This is a genomic window from Microbacterium sp. (assembly GCF_031178445.1).
GTDB lineage: Bacteria > Actinomycetota > Actinomycetes > Actinomycetales > Microbacteriaceae > Microbacterium.
This window is the reverse complement of the sequence record NZ_JAPSIY010000003.1, coordinates 235,364-258,340: the sequence shown is the minus strand read 5'-3', so window position 1 is coordinate 258,340 and position 22,977 is coordinate 235,364. Positions and strand designations below refer to the sequence as shown.

At 66.9% G+C, this 22,977-nt stretch carries 18 protein-coding genes; 8 read left to right on the top strand and 10 right to left on the bottom strand.

All coding sequences use genetic code 11. The annotated features are described in order from the left end of the window. The first annotated feature begins 29 nt into the window (after nt 1–29). The 5 genes from RIN43_RS06300 to RIN43_RS06280 are packed head-to-tail and all read left to right on the top strand — an operon-like array spanning nt 30 to nt 6,295. Nucleotides 30–1,448 (top strand): O-antigen ligase family protein, encoded by a 1,419-nt coding sequence (locus RIN43_RS06300; RefSeq protein ID WP_309128034.1) that lies wholly within the window; start codon nt 30–32, stop codon nt 1,446–1,448. Then, complete coding sequence (locus RIN43_RS06295; RefSeq protein WP_309128033.1) at nt 1,445–2,743, top strand: O-antigen ligase family protein; 1,299 nt, start codon at nt 1,445–1,447, stop codon at nt 2,741–2,743. The genes RIN43_RS06300 and RIN43_RS06295 overlap by 4 nt, the downstream gene beginning before the upstream one ends. Nucleotides 2,744–2,797: 54 nt before the next feature. Further along, entirely contained in the window at nt 2,798–4,708 is a 1,911-nt protein-coding gene (locus tag RIN43_RS06290; RefSeq protein ID WP_309128032.1) for a glycosyltransferase, read from the top strand. Further along, the gene (locus RIN43_RS06285; RefSeq protein WP_309128031.1) at nt 4,705–5,661 is read left to right on the top strand and encodes a glycosyltransferase; all 957 of its coding nucleotides are present in this window, start codon (nt 4,705–4,707) and stop codon (nt 5,659–5,661) included. Before RIN43_RS06290 ends, RIN43_RS06285 begins: the two co-directional genes overlap by 4 nt. A 1-nt stretch (nt 5,662) precedes the next feature. Further along, nucleotides 5,663–6,295 (top strand): hypothetical protein, encoded by a 633-nt coding sequence (locus RIN43_RS06280; RefSeq protein ID WP_309128030.1) that lies wholly within the window; start codon nt 5,663–5,665, stop codon nt 6,293–6,295. Nucleotides 6,296–6,307: 12 nt separating this feature from the next. Here the strand turns inward: RIN43_RS06280 and RIN43_RS06275 are convergent, their stop codons facing one another. The 7 genes from RIN43_RS06275 to wecB all read right to left on the bottom strand — a co-directional run bounded on the left by RIN43_RS06275 (nt 6,308) and on the right by wecB (nt 15,309). Next, on the bottom strand, nt 6,308–7,063 hold the full coding sequence (locus tag RIN43_RS06275; RefSeq protein ID WP_309128029.1) for an ABC transporter ATP-binding protein: 756 nt from the start codon (nt 7,061–7,063) through the stop codon (nt 6,308–6,310). Continuing rightward, a complete protein-coding gene (locus tag RIN43_RS06270; protein WP_309128028.1) occupies nt 7,063–7,881 on the bottom strand; it encodes an ABC transporter permease in 819 nt (272 codons plus the stop codon). The genes RIN43_RS06275 and RIN43_RS06270 overlap by 1 nt, the downstream gene beginning before the upstream one ends. A 7-nt stretch (nt 7,882–7,888) precedes the next feature. Then, nucleotides 7,889–9,076 carry a UDP-galactopyranose mutase gene (glf, locus tag RIN43_RS06265; RefSeq protein ID WP_375163718.1) on the bottom strand — a complete coding sequence of 396 codons (1,188 nt, stop codon included), beginning with the start codon at nt 9,074–9,076 and terminating at the stop codon, nt 7,889–7,891. After that, on the bottom strand, nt 9,073–10,554 hold the full coding sequence (locus RIN43_RS06260; RefSeq protein WP_309128026.1) for a cell wall-binding repeat-containing protein: 1,482 nt from the start codon (nt 10,552–10,554) through the stop codon (nt 9,073–9,075). Before RIN43_RS06260 ends, glf begins: the two co-directional genes overlap by 4 nt. 259 nt (nt 10,555–10,813) lie before the next feature. Further along, nucleotides 10,814–12,109, bottom strand: a complete 1,296-nt coding sequence (locus tag RIN43_RS06255) for a nucleotide sugar dehydrogenase (protein WP_309128025.1) — start codon at nt 12,107–12,109, stop codon at nt 10,814–10,816. Nucleotides 12,110–12,165: 56 nt separating this feature from the next. Further along, nucleotides 12,166–14,229 (bottom strand): acyltransferase family protein, encoded by a 2,064-nt coding sequence (locus tag RIN43_RS06250; protein ID WP_309128024.1) that lies wholly within the window; start codon nt 14,227–14,229, stop codon nt 12,166–12,168. 3 nt (nt 14,230–14,232) lie between these two features. Continuing rightward, nucleotides 14,233–15,309, bottom strand: a complete 1,077-nt coding sequence (gene wecB, locus RIN43_RS06245; RefSeq protein WP_309128023.1) for a non-hydrolyzing UDP-N-acetylglucosamine 2-epimerase — start codon at nt 15,307–15,309, stop codon at nt 14,233–14,235. A 60-nt stretch (nt 15,310–15,369) separates the two neighbouring features. Here wecB and RIN43_RS06240 point away from each other — a divergent pair, with 60 nt between their 5' ends. The 3 genes from RIN43_RS06240 to RIN43_RS06230 are packed head-to-tail and all read left to right on the top strand — an operon-like array spanning nt 15,370 to nt 18,763. Then, entirely contained in the window at nt 15,370–16,455 is a 1,086-nt protein-coding gene (locus RIN43_RS06240) for a glycosyltransferase (RefSeq protein ID WP_309128022.1), read from the top strand. A gap of 26 nt (nt 16,456–16,481) precedes the next feature. After that, complete coding sequence (locus tag RIN43_RS06235; RefSeq protein WP_309128021.1) at nt 16,482–17,588, top strand: glycosyltransferase; 1,107 nt, start codon at nt 16,482–16,484, stop codon at nt 17,586–17,588. Next, nucleotides 17,585–18,763 (top strand): glycosyltransferase family 1 protein, encoded by a 1,179-nt coding sequence (locus RIN43_RS06230; protein ID WP_309128020.1) that lies wholly within the window; start codon nt 17,585–17,587, stop codon nt 18,761–18,763. Before RIN43_RS06235 ends, RIN43_RS06230 begins: the two co-directional genes overlap by 4 nt. Here RIN43_RS06230 and RIN43_RS06225 read toward each other — a convergent pair. From RIN43_RS06225 to RIN43_RS06215, 3 genes are read right to left on the bottom strand one after another with little or no spacing between them, the layout of a single operon-like run. After that, nucleotides 18,744–19,829, bottom strand: coding sequence for a glycosyltransferase family A protein (locus tag RIN43_RS06225; protein ID WP_309128019.1), 1,086 nt, complete (start codon nt 19,827–19,829; stop codon nt 18,744–18,746). The two genes, RIN43_RS06230 and RIN43_RS06225, sit on opposite strands and share 20 nt — an antisense overlap. Beyond that, nucleotides 19,826–21,706 carry an ABC transporter ATP-binding protein gene (locus RIN43_RS06220; protein ID WP_309128018.1) on the bottom strand — a complete coding sequence of 627 codons (1,881 nt, stop codon included), beginning with the start codon at nt 21,704–21,706 and terminating at the stop codon, nt 19,826–19,828. Before RIN43_RS06220 ends, RIN43_RS06225 begins: the two co-directional genes overlap by 4 nt. Further along, nucleotides 21,703–22,896, bottom strand: coding sequence for a hypothetical protein (locus tag RIN43_RS06215; RefSeq protein WP_309128017.1), 1,194 nt, complete (start codon nt 22,894–22,896; stop codon nt 21,703–21,705). The genes RIN43_RS06220 and RIN43_RS06215 overlap by 4 nt, the downstream gene beginning before the upstream one ends. Nucleotides 22,897–22,977 lie beyond the last annotated feature (81 nt).

The window sequence follows — 22,977 nt, the reverse complement described above, 5'->3', positions numbered from 1 at the left end:
GACCGGCATGGCGCGGTAGCCTGAACGCGATGGCCGTGTACAGCAAGCATCCGGTGACTGAGCCGCCCGCCGCCCCGGCGCGCGAGACGACGGGGCATCTGATGGTGCGCGCGTACGCCGTCGTCACCATGTTCACGGTGCTTGCCCACACCGCGGTGTACAACCTGCTCGGCGCCGCCGGTGCGGGGATCGTGATGGTCCTGCTCACCCTCGGGATCCTGGGCATCTGGGTGCCCGCCGTCGCTCGCCATCGCCCGACGAGGTTCCCCTGGCGTCGACTGCCGTGGGCTGCCCTCGGCTACGTCGCGCTCGCCCTGCTGTCGACACTGTGGTCGCGTTGGCCGGGCGCGACGCTGCTGACCTGGACGCTGATGGCCGTCGTGACTTTGAATGCGCTGTTCATTGCCACTGTGCTCACGTGGCAGGAGATCGTGCGGGCGCTCTCGACCGCGCTGAAACTCGTACTCGGCCTCTCGCTCGTGATCGAGCTGTGGGTCGCGCTAGTGCTGCGGCGCCCGCTTCTGCCGAACTTCGCACCCGTGCCGGAGGGAAAGATCGATCCGCACCTGTATTGGGTGCGCGGCAACCTCTTCGACGATGGGCGGATTCAGGGCATCGTCGGCAACGCTCACACGATGGCGATGATGTGCCTGTTCGCGCTGCTCGTCTTCGGCGTGCTGTTCGCCGCGGGTGCGCGCCGCCGCGGCGTGCTCATCGTCTGGGCCCTGCTCGCGGCTGTGCTGCTCGTGAAGGCTGCCTCGGCGACCGTGTATCTCAGCATCGCCGTCGTTATGGTCGTGCTCCTCGCCGCTCTGCTCGCACGCGCCTCCCGCACCCCGGGGCAGAGACGCGCCGTGTACCTGATCGCGGGTGCCGTCGCGGTCGTGGGCGTCACGGGTGCGCTGCTGTTGCGCGACCGGCTGCTCGCGCTCCTCGGCAAGGGGTCGGATCTGACGGGCCGCCTGGAGATCTGGCAGGCGGTGTGGCAGCGGGCGATTGAGCGCCCCGTACTCGGAAACGGATTCTCGTCACCCTGGGTGCCCTGGGATGCGGCATTCGACGGGTGGATCCTGAACCACGGACTGACCGTCTTCCATGCCCACAACATGTGGCTCGACGTGTTCCTGCAACTCGGCGGCGTAGGGGTAGCGCTGATGTTCATCGCCTGGATGGCGCTGACATGGCGGGCCTGGTTCTTCGCCGTCGACCGTCCGCGCTGGGACCTCGACGCACAGCGCCCCTACTCCCCTGTCGCGCTGCTGCCGATCCTGCTGGCCGCAGTGCTGCTCTTCGAGGGCCTGGCCGAATCAGCACCGATCGTCCTCTGGGGCTGGATGCTGCTCGTGCTGCTGTCGTTCAAGATCAAGGCAGTGCCTCTTATCGGTGTCGGCATCGGAGAGCGCACGCCGGTGATCAGCCACGGGCCTCGGACCCGGCGGGTGCCGTGACGGCGCAGCGCGCGCTGATGGCGCTGCTGGACTCGGCGGTGTTCGCGCGCGCCTACACACTCACCGCGCTGGCAGCGGTGTTCGGGTCCTTCCTGATCGAGCGGCTGACCTCGACAGCCACCTTGGCGACGGTCGTGACGATGCTGGCCGTGCTCGGCGCCGTGATCCTGATCGCACGTCGTGCTGAGCTGTCACTCCTGCGGTTCGCCCCCAGCTCACTTCTCGTATTCCTTCTTCTCGCCCTCGCCAGTGCCCTGTGGAGCACCGATCGCTCGTCGACCCTCACCGGGTGGATCACCCTGCTCGGATACACGATCATCGCGATCACCATCGGGCACGTGCGCGACACGCTGCAGACCGTGCGTGCCATCGGCGACACACTCCGGTGGCTGCTGGCGATCTCACTCGGGCTGGAACTGCTCTCGGGCGTGCTGCTCGACACGCCGTTCACGCGATTCGGCATCGAGGGCAACCTGGCGTTCGGCGGGCCGATCCAGGGCATCTTCGGCACCCGCAACATGCTGGGCTTCATCGCCGTGGTCGCCCTGATCACATTCGTGATCGAATGGCGCACGCAGTCGGTTTCACGCGGCGTCGGCGTCGCCTCCGTCGCGCTCGGCGGGTTCCTGGCCCTCCTGTCGGCGTCGCCCACCGTCGTCGTCCTCGCGGCGGGCGTCGGCGTCGCCACGACCGCCCTCACCATCGTTCGGCATACCTCCGCCGAACGTCGCACGATCGTGCAGTGGGTCCTTGGCGCCGTGGTCGCGGTGGCACTCGCCCTGGCGTTCGGACTCCGGCATCAGATCATCCGCATCCTGGACGCTGGATCCGACTTCTCGATGCGTGCCGATCTGTGGAACCTGCTGCTCGATTTCAGCGCCGAGCGGCCCATCACCGGATGGGGCTGGTTCGGGCCGTGGCCGCGCGGCGAGTACCCGTTCACCTACGTGAACTTCCTGCTCGGAGAGAGCCACCGATCCGCCCTGAACGCGTACTTCGACACCCTGCTGCAGGTGGGATGGGTCGGTCTGCTGCTGTTCCTGGCCCTCGGCGGCGTCGCCATCGTGCGCTCGTGGCTGGTCGCCAGCGTCCGCCGCTCAGTCGTGTACGCCTGGACCCCGCTGCTGCTGATGACGCTGGCGGTGGAGTCGATGTTCGAAAGCTTCACCCTGACAGGCGCGGGATGGGTGCTGCTGGTGCTCTGTGCACTGCGCGCCGGGCAGAGCAGGTCGTGGCGGGAGATCATCGACGCGGCGCACACAGGCGCGGTGCCGACGCTGCGGCCGGAGCGTTAGCCCAGGGCAGCATCAGGGAAGTTCTCAAGACGACGCCGGGTAGGCTTTCAACTCGTGACCCACGTGCTGCAGAACGTCGTCTTCCCGCTCGACCGAGATCCCGACCTTCTTCCGCTCTACGCCGACCCCGAGACCTGGTCGGTCATCGATGAGAAACCTGTGCGCGTGTCCAATCGCGCTCAGCTGGGCAACATCCTCGGGCGCCACCGCGCGCGCATCTCGGCTGGGCGACGAGTCTCGCTCGGCACGTATTTCAATGCATTCCCCGCATCGTATTGGCAGCACTGGACGGGTGTTCGTGAGGTGCGGCTGACCGTGCGGACCACCGGGCCGGCGACGATCCTGGTCTATCGGTCGAACGGCAGCGGCGTAAAACAGCGCATCGACACCCGGGAGGTGGCCGGAGCGGCGATCACCACGTTCGACCTCTCCCTCACCGAGTACAGCGACGGCGGCTGGATCTGGTTCGACGTCGTCGCCGATGAGAAGCACGCGATCCTGGAGGGCGCTGAGTGGACCACTGATGAGGAGCCGGCGCGGAGCGGCAAGACTTCGCTGGGAATCACGACGTACAACAAGCCGGACTACTGCATCGACACTCTGGGTGCGCTCGCAGACGCGCCTGACGCGCTCGAGGTCGTCGACAGGATCTTCCTCATCGACCAGGGGACACGCCTGGTCGAGGATCAGCCTGGTTTCGCGGAGATCGCCGAGAAGCTGGGCGAGACACTCCAGGTCATCCGTCAGCAGAATCTGGGCGGCTCAGGCGGATTCTCTCGCTCCATGCACGAGACCCTGAAGCGTCCGGACAGCGACTTCGTGCAGCTTCTGGACGACGATGTTCGCCTGGAGCCCGAATCACTGCGCCGCTCTGTCGTGTTCGGGCGCTACGCCACCACCCCCGTCCTGGTCGGCGGGCACATGTTCGACCTGCTCGATCGACCCAAGCTGCACGGCTGGGCGGAGGTCGTCGACGAGCATCCATTCATGTGGCGCAACCTCTACCAGGAGAAGATGCCGCACGACTTCGGAGTCGCGAACCTGCGGCAGTCGCCGCTGCTTCACATGCGGATGGACTCCGATTACAACGGCTGGTGGATGTGCCTCATCCCGCTCGCCACCATCCGTGATGTGGGCCTGTCGCTGCCGGCCTTCATCAAATGGGACGACGCCGAGTTCTGCCTTCGCGCACGCGAGGCCGGATATCCCACGCTGTCGCTGCCGGGCGTGGCGCTGTGGCACGTCTCCTGGGTGAACAAGGACGACACGATCGACTGGCAGGCATACTTCCACGCACGAAATCGCATCGTGGCGGCCCTGCTGCACTCGAACGCCCCGCAGGGGGGACGCCTGCTCAAGCACAGTCTGCGCGTCGACCTCAAGCATCTGATGATGATGCAGTATTACCCCGTCGCCCTCCGTGCGCGCGCACTGCGCGACGTCCTGTCGGGCCCGGAGCACATGAGGCGGAACCTGGCGACGGCCATGCCCGCCGCCCGCGAGCTGGCCGCCGACTTCCCGGAGACCGTGGTCCACCGCGATCCAAGTCGCGTCCTGCATTCTCGTAAGGGTCGGCAGGTGTACACGCCGCTGAAGGCCAATGAACTCGACAGTCCGACCGGCCTGCGACTTCGTATCTTCACTCTTCGCACGCTGCTGGCGCATTGGCTCCGTGAACCCGATCCAGCCAACCTCTCACAACCGCAAGTCGAATTCGGCAAGGGCGACGCGCAATGGTGGCGCGTTCCGCATTTCGACAGCGCGCTGGTGAGTTCCGCCGACGGATCAGGCAAGAACGTCTACACCCGCAACCGCGGGCAGTACCGCCGGATGTTGGCAGAGAGCGTCAGGCTGCACCGCCGCCTGCGGCGAGACTGGTCGAAGCTTCAGTCCGAATACCGTGCCGCCCTTCCCGACCTCGTCTCAGACGAGTCATGGCGCAAGATCTTCGAGGAGCAGGCGTGAGCACCGCAGACTTCGATCCGGCCACCTCAGCGATCGTCATCGTCACTTACAACCGCTCGCACCTGCTGAACGGACTGCTCACGAGCATCCGCTCGATGGAACCGAAACCCGGTTGGGTCGTCATCATCGACAACGACTCCTCCGACGACACCACGGAGGTGGTGGACTCGTTCCGCGACAGCATCGGAACGGAGATCGTCTACCGCCGCCTCGAGACCAATACGGGCGGGTCCGGTGGCTTCAGCGAGGGCATGCGCACCGCATACGAGCTGGGTTCCGAATGGATCTGGATGATGGACGACGATGTCGAGGTGCTGCCCGACGGACTCGCGAGGATGGGGCGATGGTCACGCCGCTTCAAGAGCATTCAGGGTCGGCGCTACGACTATGACGGCAGCGAGTTCTATTGGCAGTACCGCATCGCCGAGCGGATGGGGATACCCATCCCGTTCGCGCCGTCGAAGTTCGGCGCCTCGGGGTTCAAGGAGATGAACAGCGGATGCTTCGAGGGCATGTTCATCCACCGCTCGATCGTGCAGCAGATCGGGCTGCCCGACCCCCGCTTCTTCATCTACTGGGATGACCAGATGTATGGGTGGCTTGCGTCGCGTCGCACGACCGCGGTGATCGTCGACGAGTTCGTACTGCGTCGCACCCGCGAGATCAAGCAGTGGGATATGGGCATCCGTCACATGAATGCGTCGAGCAACGCGTACCGGTACTACATCATGCGAAACCGCGCGTTCATCAAGCACTACTATCGCGTGCACGGTGTCTACAACCCGATCCTCTTCGGTCTGGGAACTGCGGCCACCTTCTTCAAGGAACTCATCCGCTTGGTGTTCGTGGAGCGCACAGTGCGAGGAACCAGCAATCTTCTTCGCGGTCTGCGTGATGGCGGCAGGATTGGCCGCGATCGCAGGTGGCGGCCAATGCCTGCTCTGGAGGCTTGATTTGTCTTCTGACCAGCAGCCCGACTATGTATGGGACTTCGGCCGGCAGCGCAAGCAGCGGCGTCCAGCGCGAGCGTGGTTGATCGTGGCGCTCACGGTGCTCGCGATCGCGATCGCGGCGGTCCTGTTCTGGGTGCTCTTCCGCCCCGGGGCCTCCACCGCGGAGCGGACTGCCACGCCGAGTGCGTCGTCGGTCGGCACGATGTCGCCGAGTGCGACTCCTTCGCCGTCAGTCACGCCCACACTCGCGCCCACACCCACACCCACACCAACTACGTCCGCTGCACCGACCATCAGACCGACACCGCCGCGCCCCACCGACCCCGATCTGGCCTCCTTCCGCGACGAGGTCGGCCCCGTGCTCGATGCTGCCGCAACCGGCCTGCGGTACGCGCGCGAAGAGGGCGGAATGGCCGCGATGCAGGACGTCATGCTGGTGCAGCAGGATGCGGAGCGGCTCACGGAGTCGGTCGCGCCGAGCGCGATCTCGGAGCGCTGGTCGGATGCCTTGGCGACGTACGGACGAGCGCTGGAGACCCTGCGTGCCGCCTACGAGCGCGGAGACGCGGCCCACGCCGAAGACCGCGCGGCGACCGCGGCCCTGAGCGAGCTGAATGACATCGCAGGACGGTGACCGCCGAGGACGTCAGCGCCCGCTGTAGTCGTCGTTGTACCGGTCGAGCACCTCACTGATCGGGGCATCCAGCACCAGCGCGCCCCCGTCGAGATAAAGGCCACGGGTGCAGAACCGTCGCAGGTCCCGCTCGTTGTGGCTGACGAAGAACAGCGTCCGCCCCTCTGCGAGCAACTCGTCGATGCGCTTGTAGCACTTTTCGCGGAAAGCCTTATCTCCGACCGCGAGCACCTCATCGACCAAAAGGATCGGCTCCTCGAGCTGCGAGACGACCGCGAACGCGAGCCGCACCTTCATACCGTTGGAGAGGTGCTTGTAAGGCGTCTCCTCAAACCCGGCGAGCTCGGCGAACGCGATGATGTCGTCGTAGCGACGGTTCACCTCGTCACGAGACATGCCGTGCAGTCCCGCAGTGAGGCGCACGTTCTCCCGCACGGTGAGATCGCCGACGAACCCACCGGTGAGCTCGATGAGAGGCGCCACCCCGCCGTGGACCTCGACGCCGCCCTCGTCCGGCAGAAGCACCCCGGCGACCAGGCGGAGGAGAGTGGACTTGCCCTGCCCGTTGCGACCGACCACACCGATCGACTCGCCCGGCTGCACGATGAACGACACACCGCGCAGCGCCCAGAACTCCCCTGGCTTGGACCGACGGGATGCGCCCGCGAAAAGGTCCTTGAAGCTGCGCCGACCGCGTCTGTTGCGCCGGAAATGCACGCCGAGGTCGCGAACCTCGATCGCCGTTGTCGTCAACGCGGTATCGGCCATCACAGCTCCTTCAGCACGGGCCGCTCGAGGGCGCGGAACACCCAGACGCCGAGCGCGAGGATGAGCACGCTCATGACCGCGCCGATGATCACGGTGGTGAGGTGCCACTGGTCGGGGAAGAAGGCCATCCGGTACAGCGTGAAGATGCCCGCAAGCGGGTTGAACGCCCCGATGACGTCGAACGGAGCGGGAAGGTTCGAGACGCTGTAGATGATCGGCGTCGCGTAGAACAGTGCGCGCAGGATGAGCCCGGTGGTGCGCTCGAGGTCAGCGTAGAGGGCGCACAGCGGGGCGACGAGCAGGCCGAGGCCGACCAGGAGGAAAACCTGCAGCAGCATAGCGACGGGCAGCCAGAGGATGCCCCAGCCGATCTGCACCACCCTCGCGGACTCGGTCTCGGTGATCATGTTCACGATCACGAAGGCGGCGAGCACGGGCAGCGAGAAGAGGAACTCGATGCCTTTGCTCAGCACGATGCGATTCACCCAGATCGATCGCGGTATCGCGGTGGAGCGCACCAGCCGGGAATCACGCTTGAACGCCTTGGTGAAATCGGAGACGGAAGAGTTGAACCACACCCAGGGAAGCAGGCCGCTGATGAGGAACACGATGTACGGCTCCTCACCGACGTCGCGTTGAAACACCTGCGTGAACACGAACCAGTAGATCGCGCTCATGACGAGCGGATCGAGCACAGACCACAGGTAGCCCAGTGCGCTCGTCGAGTACCTGACCCTCAGATCCCGCGCCGAGAGCAGCCACAGCGAATGCAGGTATCGCCGCGGGGTGCCCGGCGCCCCCACCGTGGTCGTGCTCATCGGCGGCTCAGTCGCTCTCGCCCGAGAGCTCGTTGCGCCACATCGACAGTGCAGAACCGATCGCCATGTGCATGTCGAGGTACTGGTAGGTGCCCAAGCGTCCGCCGAAGTGCACGTCCTTCTCGCCCTTGGCGAGTTCACGATAAGCGAGGAGTCCCGTACGGTCGGCAGCGGTGTTCACCGGGTAGTACGGCTCGTCGCCGCGCTCGGCGAAGCGGGAGAACTCCCGCATGATCACGGTCTTCTCCTGCGCGAAGATGTCCTTCCGCTCCGGGTGGAAGTGCTTGAACTCATGGATGCGGGTGTATGGCACGTCGAGATCGGGGTAGTTCATGACGCTGGTGCCCTGGAAATCACCGACGTTCAGCACCTCCTGCTCGAAGTCCAGCGTGCGCCAGCTGAGCGCCCCCTCGTTGTAGTCGAAGTACCGGTCGACCGGTCCGGTATAGACCACGGGCACCTGTCCCACCGTCGCCGCCTTGTTCAGCGGCTGAGACGCGTCGAAATAATCGACGCCGAGCTTCACCTCGATGTTCGGGTGATCGGCCATGCGCTCGAGCCACGCGGTGTACCCGTCGGTGGGCAGCCCCTCCCACGTGTCGCTGAAGTAGCGGTTGTCATAGGTGTACCGCACCGGCAGACGACTGACGATGTCGCCTGAGAGCTGCTGCGGGTCGGTCTGCCACTGCTTGGCGGTGTAGTCGCGGAAGAACGCCTCGAACAGCGGGCGGCCCACGAGGGCGATGCCCTTCTCTTCGAAGTTCTGCGCCGTCTTGGCGTCGAACTCCCCCGCCTGCTGCTTCACGAGGGCGCGCGCCTGGTCGGGCGTGTACGCCGCCTGGAAGAACTGGTTGATCGTGCCGAGGTTCACGGGCATCGGGTACACGACGCCCTGGTGGGTCGTGTAGACGCGATGGACGTAATCGGTGAAGGTCGTGAAGCGGTTCACGTACTCCCACACCGTCGGGTTCGAGGTATGGAACAGATGCGCGCCGTAACGATGGACCTCGATGCCGGTCTCCGGCTCCGCCTCGCTGTACGCATTACCGCCGATGTGTGAGCGGCGGTCGATGACGGTCACTTTGCGACCCGCGGCTGCGGCGCGCTCAGCGATGGTGAGGCCGAAGAAACCCGACCCGACGACGAGAAGATCCATGGCTACCATGCTATCGGCGGGAGCCTGGTGCCTCGTCAGTATGCGGGCGCGGCCGGGTACACGAGGTACTCCTCCAGCGTGTGGAAGCCGCCCTTCTTGTAGTCCGTCGCCAGTGGCACGCCGACATAACGCAAGTGCCACGGCTCACTCGCATACCCCGTGATGCTGGTATACCCGGGCTCGTACCGGACGATGAAGCCGAACCGGTGCGCGTTCTTGACTGTCCAGCGGCCCTGCGGCGAGCCACCGAAGTCGTCGATTCCGCTGCAGTACGAGCTGGTGCAAGCGACCACATCCATGGTCCAGCCGGTCTGATGCTCGCTGTGCCCTGGCCTTGCTGTTCCGAGCTCGGCTCGGGTCTTTCCCTTTGATGCGACGGCATTGTTGTAGAGGTAGGTCTGCGTGGTGTATGACCGGTAGCCGCTGCCCGGTTTTATCCGGCCGGCACCCTCGTTCTTGGCCGCGGCGATCATGCGCTCGAGCGCGGTTGCCGCCTCAGCGCGCATCCGCTCGCTCGTGCCGCCAACTGTGCGCAGGTCTGCGGGGACGTAGGACGGCGGGCGCAGCGCGGTCTTCTTGTTCACCATCACCCAAGGGCTGGTGGCGGTGCGCGTCGGCAGGCATGTCGGCCTGGAGCCGACGAGGCCGCGTACGGCCCCGGGCCCGCCGATCAGGGTCAACCTCGTCGCGGACGAGACGGCCGGGATGGTCGAACCGCCGATGCAGTACGGCACGGTCAGAACGATCGGCGCATTCCGGACGGCGGCGAGCTGAATCGCCGAGAGCGCATCGGGAAAGTCGAGTCCTGTGACCATGAGCACCTCACCGTTCCCCGCAACTGCTGCCTCGATGCGCGTGCTCGTCTCGTAACGATTCGAGCCCCCGAGTCGGGCTGCGCTCGCTGAGGTGGCGGCCGAGGCCGATGCCAGCAGCTTCGAGGAGACCACCCCCGTGCCGCCGAACGCAACAACCTTGTCGGCCGAGAGCCGCTCGAGGGCCTGCCTCGTGGAGTTATCGACGCTCTGCTTGACGCCATCGACGAGAAGCACCGGAGCACCGGTGCGTGCGGCTAGAGCGCCGCCGGAGAGCGCGTCGGGAAAGTCCCTGCCGGTCGCGAGGTACACGGTCGGCTCCGCACCGGGAAAGAAGCGTTCGACGATCCGGCGAGAGGTCTCGTAGCGGTCGTCACCCGACACGCGAGTAACGGTCGGCGCGAGGGCACGCGCTTGACGCTCGACCTCGGACGACACCACACCCACTCCTCCGACGATCACGATCTCCTTCGGCGCGATTCGCCGGATCTCGGTCGCAGCAGTGGGCGTGAGTGCGGCACGGTGCGTCATGAGCACGGCACCGCCGGTGGCCGCAGCCGCAGGCCCGGCGGCGAGACCGTCTGCGAAGGATGCACCGGCGACGAGGAACACCCTCGACACGCTCGTGGGATCGGGGAATGCCGCACGCGAGATTGCAGCGGATGTGCCGTAGCGGTCGCCGCCGGAGACGCGACTCGAAGTCACAGCTTGAGCCGGATCCGCACTCAGCGTCCCCATCATCGCCACCGCGGCAGTCAATGCCACTCCGATTGTCAGCAGTCGTGCAGCACGTCTCATGCTCATCCCCGATACTCCGCACTCGACGTCGCTCGACGATCGCCGACACCGTCGACAGCGCACCTCGCGCCCCGAGCCAGGATAGCGGAGGAGGTGTCAGCCTGAGGTGGGAAGAGGGCGGGCCGGGACGCTGTGCGTCTCGGCCCGCCCTCGTCCGGCTGCGCGGTCAGCCTGCGGTGCCGACCACGATGCGAGGAGTCCCTGCCCACAGCGCCGCATCTGAAGCGTTTCGACCGTCGACGAGAAGCTTGATACCGGGGATCTGCGCCGGCGTGAGAGTCTTGTAGTCCGCATGGTCGGTCTGCAGCACCGCCAGTTCGGCGGCATCCCCGAGAGCATACGGTTCGAACCCGAGCTGGCGCAGCTCGTCGTCGGTATAGAGCGGGTCGTGCACGAACACCTCCGCCCCGCGCTGCGCGAGCGCCGCCACGGTCGGGAACACCCCGGAGAACGCGGTCTCCTTCACTCCCCCGCGGTACGCGGCGCCCAGCACGACCGCGCGGCGGCCGGTCAGGTCACCGAGGACGCCCTCGGCCTGCGCCACAAGGCGTTCGGGCATGGACGCGTTGAACTGCCGCGCCACTCGGACGATGTCGGCGTCCGGGTCGGTGGAAAGGTACAGGCGCGGGTACACCGGGATGCAATGCCCGCCGACCGCGATGCCCGGACGATGGATGTGGCTGTACGGCTGCGAGTTGCACGCATCGATCACCTTGTACACATCGATGCCGTGGTTCGCGGCGAAAACCCCGAACTGATTCGCAAGCCCGATGTTCACGTCGCGGTAGGTCGTCTCGGCCAGCTTCGCCATCTCGGAGGCCTCTGTCGAACCGAGATCCCAGACGCCGTTCGGACGCGCCAGATCCGGACGCTCGTCGAACTGCAACACCGCCTCGTAGAACTCGCGTGCGCGACGCGTGCCCTCCTCGGACAGCGCACCGATCAGTTTCGGATACTTACGCAGATCCTCGAACACGCGCCCGGTGAGCACTCGTTCGGGCGAGTAAGCGACGTGGAAGTCCACGCCCTCGGTCAGCCCGGACCCCGCCTCAAGCATCGGCTTCCAGCGTGTGCGGGTGGTGCCGACCGGGAGGGTCGTCTCATAAGAGATCAGGGTGCCGGGTGTGAGGTGCTCTGCCAGCGACTTCGTCGCAGCATCCATGTACTTGAAGTCAGGCTCCCACGTCTCGTCGTTCACAAAGACGGGGGCCACCAGTACAACGGCGTCGGCACCGGGGATCGCCTCGGCGTAATCTGTCGTCGCGCGCAGCCGGCCGGCGGGGATCAGCTCTTCGAGCCGCTCCTGCAGGTGAGCCTCACCGGGGAACGGCTCCTTCGCCGCGTTGATCGAGTCGACTGCCCTCTGATTGACATCGACGCCGATCACATCATGACCGGACGAGGCGAACTGGACAGCGAGGGGAAGCCCGATCTTTCCGAGGGCCACAACGGCGATACGCATGCCGTCAAGTCTAAGGCGAGGCGCGAGACACAGCCGCGTCGCACGATCGAGCTGACTCAGCGCGCGGACTCGCCGAGCGACGCCGGAGGCACGTCGAGCATCTCCGCCAACTGCGGCCTGAGTGCCGGCGCGAGATACCGTACGAACGTGCTCGTGAGGTGGTTCACGTCGCGGTAAACCTGCAGGTCGAAGATGATCGCCGGACAGACCTTCGCATCGCAGATGTACCGTGTGAGGTCCGCGTACGCGGAATCCGTCTCCTGCGCGACGGCCCGCTCGGCTGCGGCGATCTCCTCGTCCAGCGCAGAGTCGCGTCCTATGTCGCACGCCGTGACGTCCGCGACGTCAGCGGAGAGGCAGGTCGGCGGCTGTGCCGGGGACTGCGGCGTGTCCGCGATGATCAGCACACGGATACCGGCGGCCCGGAGCCGTTCTACGGTGGCGCTGAGCCCACGCTTCCAGATTTCCTGGCGACGCTCACCATGGGGCTGCCCCGAAAGTGGGTAGTGGGAGAAGTTGGAGATCACCACGACATCGGGAGGATCGGCGACGAGATGCGCGAGCACCTTCTCGCGCCACCTATCGCAGGCGGAGTACGGAACACCCTTCACCAGCACGGTCACCTCGGCCGCCGGGCACGATGACTTCGTGTAGGCCCGGATCGCGGAGATGCGGCCGGCGAGTTCGTCGATGGCCGGGAACCACTGCGCGGAGTGGGAGTCGCCGAAGACTGCGATCCGCTTCGCCCCTGTCGCGTCCCCGTACACGCAGTCCAGCACCTGCTCGGACTTGACGTCGAGCCGGCAGCCGTCGGCGTAGAGCCGCGGCAGATCGTCAGCCACCTCATCGAGCGCCGGACGCAGGTTCTGCGGCACGAATTCCGTCGCGACGGGCGGTTCGGCCGGAAAGTCGGGGGCTAATGCGACCGGCGTGGAGGTGCCTAGGTCGCGCACCGACGCCCACTGGACGGTCCACGCGGTCGAGACGGTGAGCAGGATGCTTAGCCCGAGTGCCGCGAACATCGTCGCACGCGGCCGGCGGGAGGTCAGCATCCGCGGTGACCTCAGGGGCGTCTCCACGAAGCGGAACAGCAGCCAGGCCAACGGCAGCGCCAGCACGATGCCCAGCATGACCCGGGCGAACAGCGGCAGCGGTCGCTCCTCCCCGACGTGGGCGTGTGTGATCACGAGCAGCGGCCAGTGCACGAGGTAGAGCGAGTAGGAGATGAGACCGACGAACTGCATGGGCCGGATCGAAAGCAGCGTCGTCGGGCCCGCTGTCGATGGTGTCGCACCGAAGAAGATGACCAATGCCGTGCCGACGGTCGGCACCAGCGCGACAACGCCGGGAAAGGCCGTGCCACTGTCGAACGCCACCGCACCGGCGAGCACCATGGCGACGCCCGCCCATCCCCCGATCGCGACGGCCGCCGCCGGTGCGCGCGGCGGGCGACGCAGCAGCACCGCGACGAGAGCGCCGACGAGCAGCTCCCAGGCGCGCGTCGGCAGCGAGAAGAAGGCCGTGGGCTGATCGCCGAGCGTGAGCACCGCCCCCGCGACGAGACTGGCCCCGGTGAGCGCGATGATGCAGAGGATCAGCCACGACCGCCGGCGCCTCACAAGCAGGAAGAGAAGCAGCAGTACCAACGGCCACAGCAGGTAGAACTGCTCCTCGACGCCCAAGGACCAGTAGTGCTGATACGGCGACGGTGAGTGGTCTGCGAGGTAGTCGGTCTCTTGAACTGCGAACCAGATGTTCGGCACGTACAGGATCGTCGCCAGCGCATCTCGCAGCACGCGCTCGAGCGCGACTGGTGGGTAGAACAGCACTGCGGCCACGGCCGTGAACGCGGCGACTGTGAGCGATGCGGGGAGGATGCGGCGGATGCGGCGGGCGTAGAAATCCGCGAAGTGAATCCGGCCCTCGCGTTCGAGCGTCTGCAGCAGATGCGTCGAGATGAGGAATCCCGAGATCACAAAGAAGACGTCGACGCCGATGTAGCCGCCGCTGATACCGGGGACGCCGGCGTGGTACAGCAGCACCAGTCCGACCGCGATAGCGCGCAGCCCCTGTACATCCGTGCGGAACGCCTGCCCTCCGCGTGCCGTCGTGGAGTCCACTCGTTATCGCGTGCCGTCGGTCGCGCGGATCAGCTCGGCGATGACCCGCTCGGCCGCATGCCCATCACCATAGGGCGCCTCATCGGTGTCGGCGGGGCGGGGACGCGACGCCCCGGCCGAGATCTCCTCGGCGGTGCCGGCGAGCACATTCCAGCCGAGCTCCACAGTCTCGACCCACTCGGTCTCGGTGCGCACAGTGGTGCACGGCACACGCAGCAGGAAAGCCTCCTTCTGGAGACCGCCCGAGTCGGTGACCACTCCGGCACTCGACAGCGCAGCGGCGATCAGGTCAGGATAGGCCAGCGGCGGGTGAGCGATCAGCGAGCCCTGCGTGAGCGCGACGCCGTGTGCGACGGCTTTGGCCACCACCCGCGGATGAGCGAGCAGGATCACCGGCCTGTCGAGTCCGGCGAGACCGGCCGCCACATCGCGCAGCCTCCCCGGATCGTCGGTGTTCTCGGCTCGGTGAATGGTCGCGAGGTAGTACTCGCCTGGCTCGAGACCGAGCTCGGCGAGCAGATCCGACGGGCGCCCCGCGACCTCGTCGCGCACCTCGAAGAGCACGTCGGTCATGACATCGCCCACGAGTACGGTGCGCGGTGCCAGGCCCTCGCTCGTGAGGTGGTCGACGGCCACCTCGGTCGGCGCAAGCAGCAGATCCGCTGCGTGGTCGGTCATCACCCTGTTGTGCTCTTCCGGCATCCGTCGGTTGAAGCTGCGCAGCCCCGCCTCGAGGTGAGCCACCGGGATGTGCATCTTCACGGCGCTCAGCGCGGCCGCCACGGTGGAGTTCGTGTCACCGTAGACAAGCACCCAGTCGGGCCGGTGCTCATCGAAGACTGCGTCGAGTGCTGCGAGCATCGCCCCGGTCTGGACGCCGTGCGATCCGCTGCCCACTCCGAGATGGACGTCGGGTGCTCCGATCCCGAGGTCCTCGAAGAAGACGTCTGAGAGCATCGGATCGTAGTGCTGCCCTGTGTGCACGATCACGTGCTCCACCCCGGCCGCCTTCGCGGCCTTGTGGATGGGTGCGAGCTTGACGAACTGCGGGCGGGCGCCCACGACGCTGACGATCTTCACGGGAGTCAAGTGTAGGACGCCCCGGCTGGGCGAACCCGCATCCGGGATAGTCTGGGACCCGTGCGCATCCTCGTCGTCACCCCGTGGTTCCCCACTGCGGAATCCGCTGCGAGCGGGGTCTTCGTACAGCGGGAAGTCGAAGCCCTCGCCGCACGGCACGAGGTTACCGTGCTGCACCTGGACTGGCAGCGCGGTGCAGCACTGGACCCATCATCGCTCGGCGGCTACGGGTATCGGCATGTGCCGCTCTTCCGCGCGAACCCCCTTGCATACCGCGCGGCACGTCGCATCGTGGCGGAGTTCGCTCAGTCTCACGACGTCACCCACACGCACGCCCTCACCGGACTCGTCCCATGGCTTGTCGGACGTCCGGGCGGCGAGCGTCCCTGGGTGCACTCTGAGCACTGGTCCGGCATCACCGCTCCGGAGACCCTGCGCGCGACTGACCGGCTCGCACTGCGCGTCCTGGGTCGACGACTGCGATCCGCCGATGCCGTCATCGCCGAGAGCTCGAGGCTTGCGAAAGGCATCCGTCGCTTCCGCGCGAGCCCTGTCGATGTCGTCCCGTGCGTCGTCGACACGGTCACGCCGGTCGAGCGCCCCCGCGGGCCCGCGCTCCGGCTGGTCGCAGTGGGAAGCCTCATCGCTCGCAAGGGACCGATTCTCGCTGTCGACGCGCTCGCCGAGCTGGTATCACGAGGGGTCCCCGCCGAGCTGACCTGGGTGGGTGACGGCCCACTCGCGGCAGCCGTCTCGGAACGAGCGCGCGAGATGGATGTCGACGATCGGCTCCGCCTGGCCGGGGCACTCGACGCCGCCGGTGTGATGCAGGAGCTGCAGGCTGCCTCGCTCTTCGTCCTGCCCACCCAGGGCGACAACTTCTGCGTCGTCGTCGCAGAAGCGCTTGTCAACGGGCGACCGGTCGTCAGCGGGGCGGCGACCGGGGCCGTCGACTACGCCGCACCGGCGGTGAGCAGGTTCGTCGAGCGTCAGACCGGCGCCGCCTACGCGGATGCCGTCGAAGATCTCGCCCGCGCGACAGCGAGCCTCGGCGCGGCCGAGATCGCGGCGACCGTGGCCGGACGATTCGACCGCGTGCGGGTGGCGGACGAGCTCTCCCGCATCTACTTGCGGGTCGCGGGCTGAACGCGCATCCGGGATAGCCTTTATCGGTGCGCATCCTCGTCGTCACCCCGTGGTATCCGACCGTCGCTCAGCCGACCGCCGGGGTCTTCGTTCAGCGTGACGCGCAGCTGATCGGTACCCACCATGACGTGGAGATCGTGCATCTCGTCGAGCCGCACCTGCTCACCGAGCAGGATCGCGTCATCGATGCGGACTCCGAGATGCCGGTGCACCGCATCCCGTTCGATCGCAACTCCCCCGGCACCTACAGGCCCGCCTGGCGGCGCCTGCATCCTCTCATCGAACAGGCGGATGTGGTCCATACCCACGCACTGCCCGCCATCGCGGCCTTCATCGGCCGCCGCGTCGGTCGTCCCTGGGTGCACTCCGAGCACTGGTCGGCAGTGACCGACCCCGCATCCTTCAACCTCCGGGGACGCATCTTCTTCATGTTCCTGTCGCGCTTGCTGCGGCGCCCGGACGTCGTCACGGTCGTCAGCTCGTTCCTCCTCGAGCACGTCGGTCGATTCCGGCGCGGCACGACGATGATCGTGCCGTCCGCCGTCCCCGCGGCTGTGGTGAGTGCCGCCGAGCACAGCGCCGACAGGCTCCGTCTGGTCGCCGTCGCCAACCTCGTCGACGGAAAGGACCCGCTCCTGGCGATCGAGACGATCCGCGAGCTGCGACGCAGGGGCGTGCCGGCCGAACTCCGCTGGGTCGGAGATGGACCGCTTCGCGGCCACGTGCAGGGAGCCATCGTGGACGACCCGTCGATCCGGCTGGTGGGCACGCTGGATCGCGCCGGTGTGTCGGCGGAGCTGGAACGCGCCGAAATCTTCTTCCTGCCCACACGACGGGAGACGCTCTGCCTGAGCGCCATCGAGGCGATCAGCCATGGACGCCCCGTGGTGATGGGCGCAGTCGGGGGCCAGCGGGACTATGTCGAGCCCGACAACGGCGTGCTGGTCGAAGAACGCAGCGCCACCGCCTACGCCGATGCGATCATCCGGCTCTACGAGGATTTCGAACGCATGTCGGCCGAGTCGGTCGCCGCCACTGTGGCCGATCGATTCACTCCTGAGACCGTGCTGCGCGGATACGAAGAGGCATACCGCGTCGCATGCGCCCGGCACCGAGAGGACGACCGTCGATGACACCGCCGACCCAGATCCCTGCGACGTCGAGCAGCCGACCGGGACTGCTCATCCTGTCGTACTCGCCGATCTCGAGGGACGCCCGAGTGCTCAGGCAGGTGAAGCTCTTCTCTGAGCGGTTCGACGTGACGACCCTCGGCTTCGGCGAGGCTGTCGACGGTGTGGCGGCGCATTATGAGATCACCGTCCCCACTGGCACGCGTCGCCGCATGCGCGCATACATCGAGGCGGTGCTGCTGCGCCTGCACCTGTACCGGCTGATGTACTGGACCGACCCTCTCGTCCGCGCGACGCGGCGCGCGCTGCGAGGGAAGTACCCGCAGCGCATCCTCGCCAATGACATCTACACGGTCCCGCTCGCTCTGCGGCTGGCGCCCGCCGAGAGCATCCACACCGACCTGCACGAGTACTACCCGGGTCTGCATGACGACAGCGCTCAATGGCGCCGGCTGCGACAGCCCTACCTGACCTGGATCGTGGAGACATACGGCGCACGACCCGTCTCGGCCAGCACCGTTGGAGCCGAGATCGCAGACGCGTACCGCAGGCACGGGATCGAGGCGCAGGTGGTCGCGAACGCGCCAGCGTACCTGCCGTACAGCCCCGGGACGGTCTCCGCTCCGATCCGTCTCGTGCATGCCGGTGCGGCACTGCCCACGCGACGGATCGAGACGATGATGCGCGCTGTCGCGGAGTCCTCGGCGGACATCGAGCTCTCGGTGCTGCTGACGCCGAACAATCCGGCGTACGTCGCCGAGCTCGAGCAGCTCGCGCGAAGTCTCGGACCTCGCGTGCGGATGCTGCCGCCGGTCGACCACCACGACCTGCTCCCCACGCTGAACCGCTATGACGTGGGCATCCATGTTCTCCCCGCGACGGTGACGAATCAGGCGCTCGCCCTTCCGAACAAGTTCTTCGACTTCGTGCAGGCGCGCCTCGGCATCATCGTGGGTCCGACACCGGGAATGGCGCGTCTCGTCGAGGAGCACGGTCTCGGCGCTGTGACGGCCGGCTTCGAGGCATCCGACATCCGAACGGTGCTCGACGCGATCGACGCGGAAGCGGTCCAGCGTTGGAAGAAGGCGGCGCACGCCGCAGCCGCGAAGCTGTCGGCCGAGTCGCAGCTGCCGGTCTGGGCAGACGCGATCGACGGTCTCAGCGCCGTGCCGCGTTGACCGCCATCGCGACACGACGGCCGGCGATCAGCGATCGTAGCGGTGCGTGGCGGTGCAGCACGCGCAGCGGATTCGACGTCATCAGCACATCGGCTGAGAGGTACCTACTTCGGTCGCCGAGTGCGGCCCGCAGCGACTCCTCGGTGGCGTCGTCGACCATGGCCTCACGCAGGATACGGGCGTCGCGACGCGCCAGGATGCCGTCCACACCCGGTGCCCACCTCTTGAGCCTGCGCCAGGTCTCCGCGTATGTGGCGCGATCGGCGTCGCTCAGCCCTTCCGGTCCGATGTGTGTGGAGATGGAGCCGATCACGTGCACGCGCAGTATCTTGGCCGCGACCGCGCGCCGTGCGCTGAGCGACATCTCGCCGAACACGGCATCCGACTCGATCGCATCGAGATATGCCAGATCATCAGCAGCCGGTCCGGGTGCCTTGGTCACGCGATCCTTCTGATCATCATGCTCGAGATAGGCGGGCGAAGTCGGATCGAACGCGATCGAGGCTCCCGAGAACCAGAGGTGCAAGCCGAATGACTGGTCGACCCCGCGAGGCAGACCCTCGGTGAATCGTAGCCCCGCGAACCGCTGCCGCCGCCAGAGTCCGAGCGGAGCGGTGCGCTCGAACAGCCGATCGCGGTCGCCGTCGAGTTCCTGTGTGCGGCGGGGTCGCACGCGCGGAGAGGCCACCCCGCCGGCGGCGATGCGGCGGATGGGGGCGATGACGACGTCTGCGGATCGCGCTTCTGCGAGCGCGAGCCATTCATCCAGCGCCGAGCGTGAGAGCTCATCGTCCGAGCCGAGCAGCCCGACGAACTCGCCGACGGCATTGTCCAGCCCGAAATTGAACGCGTTGGCAGGCGAGCGCACGCCGTCCTGCAGCGCGAGCAACCGTACACGGTTGTCTGCGGCGAGCGCGCCGAGCCGCCCCGCCACGATCGCGGGATCCAGATTGTGCGCGATCACGGTCACCAGGATGTCGCGCTCGTTCGCCAGAGCAGAGGAGACCGCACGCTCGACGGGACGGCTGCCGCTGTGGACGCCGATGATGATCTCTGCCTGTGTCATGCGTCTTCGCCTCCGGGCCGCGCGGACTCCCGCCGCTCGGTCTCCTGCCGCTCGATCTCGTCCCCCCGCTCGCGTGCATCGCCGGCGTCGGGGTCGACGAGACCTGCGAGAGCGGCCTGCACGGCGAACTCCGACTCCGTGGCGACGACCTCATCGAAGGTTCCGGAGGCCGCAACCTGACCGTCACGCATGAAGAAGACCGTATCGGCGTTGCGGATCGTCGACAGTCGATGAGCGACCGTCACGGTGGTCACGCTGCCGCGCAGGCCTTCGATCGCCCTGGTCACAGCCGCTTCGGTGGCAGTGTCCAGCGCGCTGGTCGCCTCATCCATCACGAGCACACGCGGGTCGCTGTACAGCGCGCGGGCGATGCCCATCCGCTGCCGCTGACCACCGGAGAGGGCCAGGCCGCGCTCGCCGATCCGTCCGTCCATCCCGCCTTCGCGCGCGTCGATCAGCGGCAGCAACTGCGCCTGCTCCAGCGCGAAGCGCACCCGGTCGCGATCGAAGTCGGCGCGCCAGCTGAGCGCGACGTTCTGCGCGACGGTCGAATCGAACAGCGATACCTCTTGTGGCACGTAGGAGATCTGCGCGCGCCAAGCGTTGAGAACGCTGCTAAGCGGCACACCGTCGACCGTGATGCTCCCGCCTGTCGGCTCAATGAGGCCGAGCAGCAGGTCGACCATGGTCGACTTGCCGGCGCCGGATGCCCCGACGAATGCGACCTGCGTTCCGATCGGAATCTCGAGGGTCACCCCGCGCACCGCATCCGCCGAGTCAGGCGTGTACCGGAAGCTGACGTCGTCGAACCGGATGATGCGCGGCGATTCCGGGAACGTCGCGGTGTCGCCGCGCAGCGCGGTGGCCATGTATTCCTCTGAGTCCCGCACTTCGTCGAGGACGGCGCGTGCGTGCGGCGCCGAGACATTCAGCTGCTGCAGGACGCCCTGGAAGCGCACCAGCGAAGGCGCCAGCCGGAACCCGGCGAGGCCGAAGAGCGCGATCGAAGCGATCGCCCCCTGCACGCTGCCGTCGTTGATGAATCCGGCGCCGCCGACGATGACGATGCCGCCGATCAGGGCGATGTCCATGATGTGCCGCGGCACCTGAGCGAGGAACTGGGAGTTCGCCCTGGCTCGGGTCGCGTGGGATCGGTTCTCGCGCACGACATCGGCCACCTGTGCGGCGCTGCCGCGCAATGTGACCTCTTTCAGCGCGCCGATCATCTCAGTGATCAGTCGGGATGACCGCAGCGAGTATCGAAGCGCGACCAGCCCCGCCTGCTTCGACCTGCGGGAGATCTGCAATTGCAGGATCAGCGCGATGATGCCGAGGTAGACGATGGTGACGAGCCCGACGAAGGGCTGGGCGATGGCCAGCACCAGGATGAGCGAGAAGAAGTTCATGAACTCGCCGATCAGCGACGCCCCGGGGAGCAGGAAGCCGGAGATGGTCGTGCTCACGCTGGCGTCCGTGATCCGCACGAGATCCGACGAGTTCCGCCGCAGTCGCTTGACCCATGGGGCGCGGATGTAGCCGTCGAACACGCGCACGCCGAGTTCCAGCTCGTAACGGGAGAACCGTCGCGTAGCGAACCACTGCATGGTGAGCGCGAATGCTCCCTTAACCACGATGAGTCCACATACCAGCGCCAGCGGTATCAGGACCTGTGGGCCCTCCAGCCGTCCGATGATCGGCAGCACGAGGGGCGTACCGCTCACCAGCGGAGCGATCACGACGGCGAGCAGTCCGAGCGCGAGACCATCCATGAGCGCGAGCGCCCCCATCACAGAGGCGTAGAACGAAAGGTATCGCCCGGCACTGCGCGGTAGCACGCCGAGAACTTGTCGGTACAGCTTCCAGTTGGCGTTCTTCACCGCGCCCCCGCCGCGATCGCGGCCAGGAAGGCCCTGCCCTCGGAGGCCGAGTTCAATCGAGCCGCCACGACGGCCGAACGCGCCTTCATCTCGATGACGCGCTCCGCGTCGAGCTCGCGGAGCGTGTCTCTGAGAGACTCCCACGTGAACTCGGGCACCACCACTCCATGACCGTGCTCACGCACGAGCGGTGCCATGGTCTCGGTCTCACCGACCACCAGCGCGAGACGCCCCTGGGCTGCTTCGAAGAACTTGTTCGGCATCGCGTACTGCAAGTTGATACCGGTGGGCTTGTAGAAGACGATCTCGATGTCGTACTCGTTGATGCACTGCGCGATCTCGCGCATAGGGGCCGGCGGCACGATGTGGATGCGTTCCCGCGCCGGGTGGCGGCTGATCTCGTCCCGCAGCATCGCAAGGACGGGCGGGTTGGATGTGAGCATGAAGGTCATCGAGAAACGAGGCGGGAGCTCTCGCAGCGCCGCCAGGATCTCGGTGAATCCTCGCGACCAGCTCGGCAGCCCGTGGAAGAGCATGCGGATCTCGTGCGGGTCGACCGGGGTGGGTTCGAGGTCGGCGACGTAGGGAGGCGCATTGCGAACCGGCGCGGGGGTCGGGATGCCGAATTCATCGGCGTAGAGCCGCCCGATCGGAGTGTTCACCACCGAGCGGCTCGTGAATCGAGCCGACGCGATGTGACTGCGCCCCCACCGGTAGTGGGCACCAGTGATCCGTGCCCCGAGGGTCTGTCGCCGTCGATCCGGGTTGTGATACTCATGGAGGTCGAGATGATGGAGGCCCTTCAGCGCAGCGGGCGTGAAGTCGCGGTCGTCATCGAGCCAGGGGGCGAATTCGAGCTCATTGAACACGATGAGGTCGTACCGTCCGGCGCGGACGCGCTCACGCAGCGGCTCCGGAATGCGCGAGCTCATGAGCGCTCGGAAGCGCAGGCGCTGCGGCAGGAGCAGGTGCGCCGCGAGTAGTCCGATCCGGTTGGTCGTCCAGCCGCGCGCGGGCGCGAGCTCGTAGTGTTCGCGCACTTCCGGCGCGGGATGCTGTCCCAGCCCGAGGGTATCCACGCTCCAGCCATCCGTGGTCAGCCAGTCGACTTCTCGACGCACCCTCGGATCCGAAGCGATGTCGGAGTACGAGAGCACCAGCGCCGTCCGGTCGTCGGACTCTCCGCTCACTTCTCGCCCAGCCTTTCGCATGATGTGTCGCATGTCGGCGGCGGCCGAACGTGCCCGCTCGATCTTATCGTCGCCCGGTGC

Bases quoted from the DNA above. Each gene is read 5' to 3' on its own strand.
- RIN43_RS06300 (WP_309128034.1), top strand. From the start codon at position 30: ATGGCCGTGTACAGCAAGCATCCGGTGACTGAGCCGCCCGCCGCCCCG.
- RIN43_RS06255 (WP_309128025.1), bottom strand. From the start codon at position 12,109: ATGCGTATCGCCGTTGTGGCCCTCGGAAAGATCGGGCTTCCCCTCGCT.
- RIN43_RS06275 (WP_309128029.1), bottom strand. From the start codon at position 7,063: ATGGCCGATACCGCGTTGACGACAACGGCGATCGAGGTTCGCGACCTC.
- RIN43_RS06230 (WP_309128020.1), top strand. From the start codon at position 17,585: ATGACACCGCCGACCCAGATCCCTGCGACGTCGAGCAGCCGACCGGGA.
- RIN43_RS06270 (WP_309128028.1), bottom strand. From the start codon at position 7,881: ATGAGCACGACCACGGTGGGGGCGCCGGGCACCCCGCGGCGATACCTG.
- RIN43_RS06225 (WP_309128019.1), bottom strand. From the start codon at position 19,829: ATGACACAGGCAGAGATCATCATCGGCGTCCACAGCGGCAGCCGTCCC.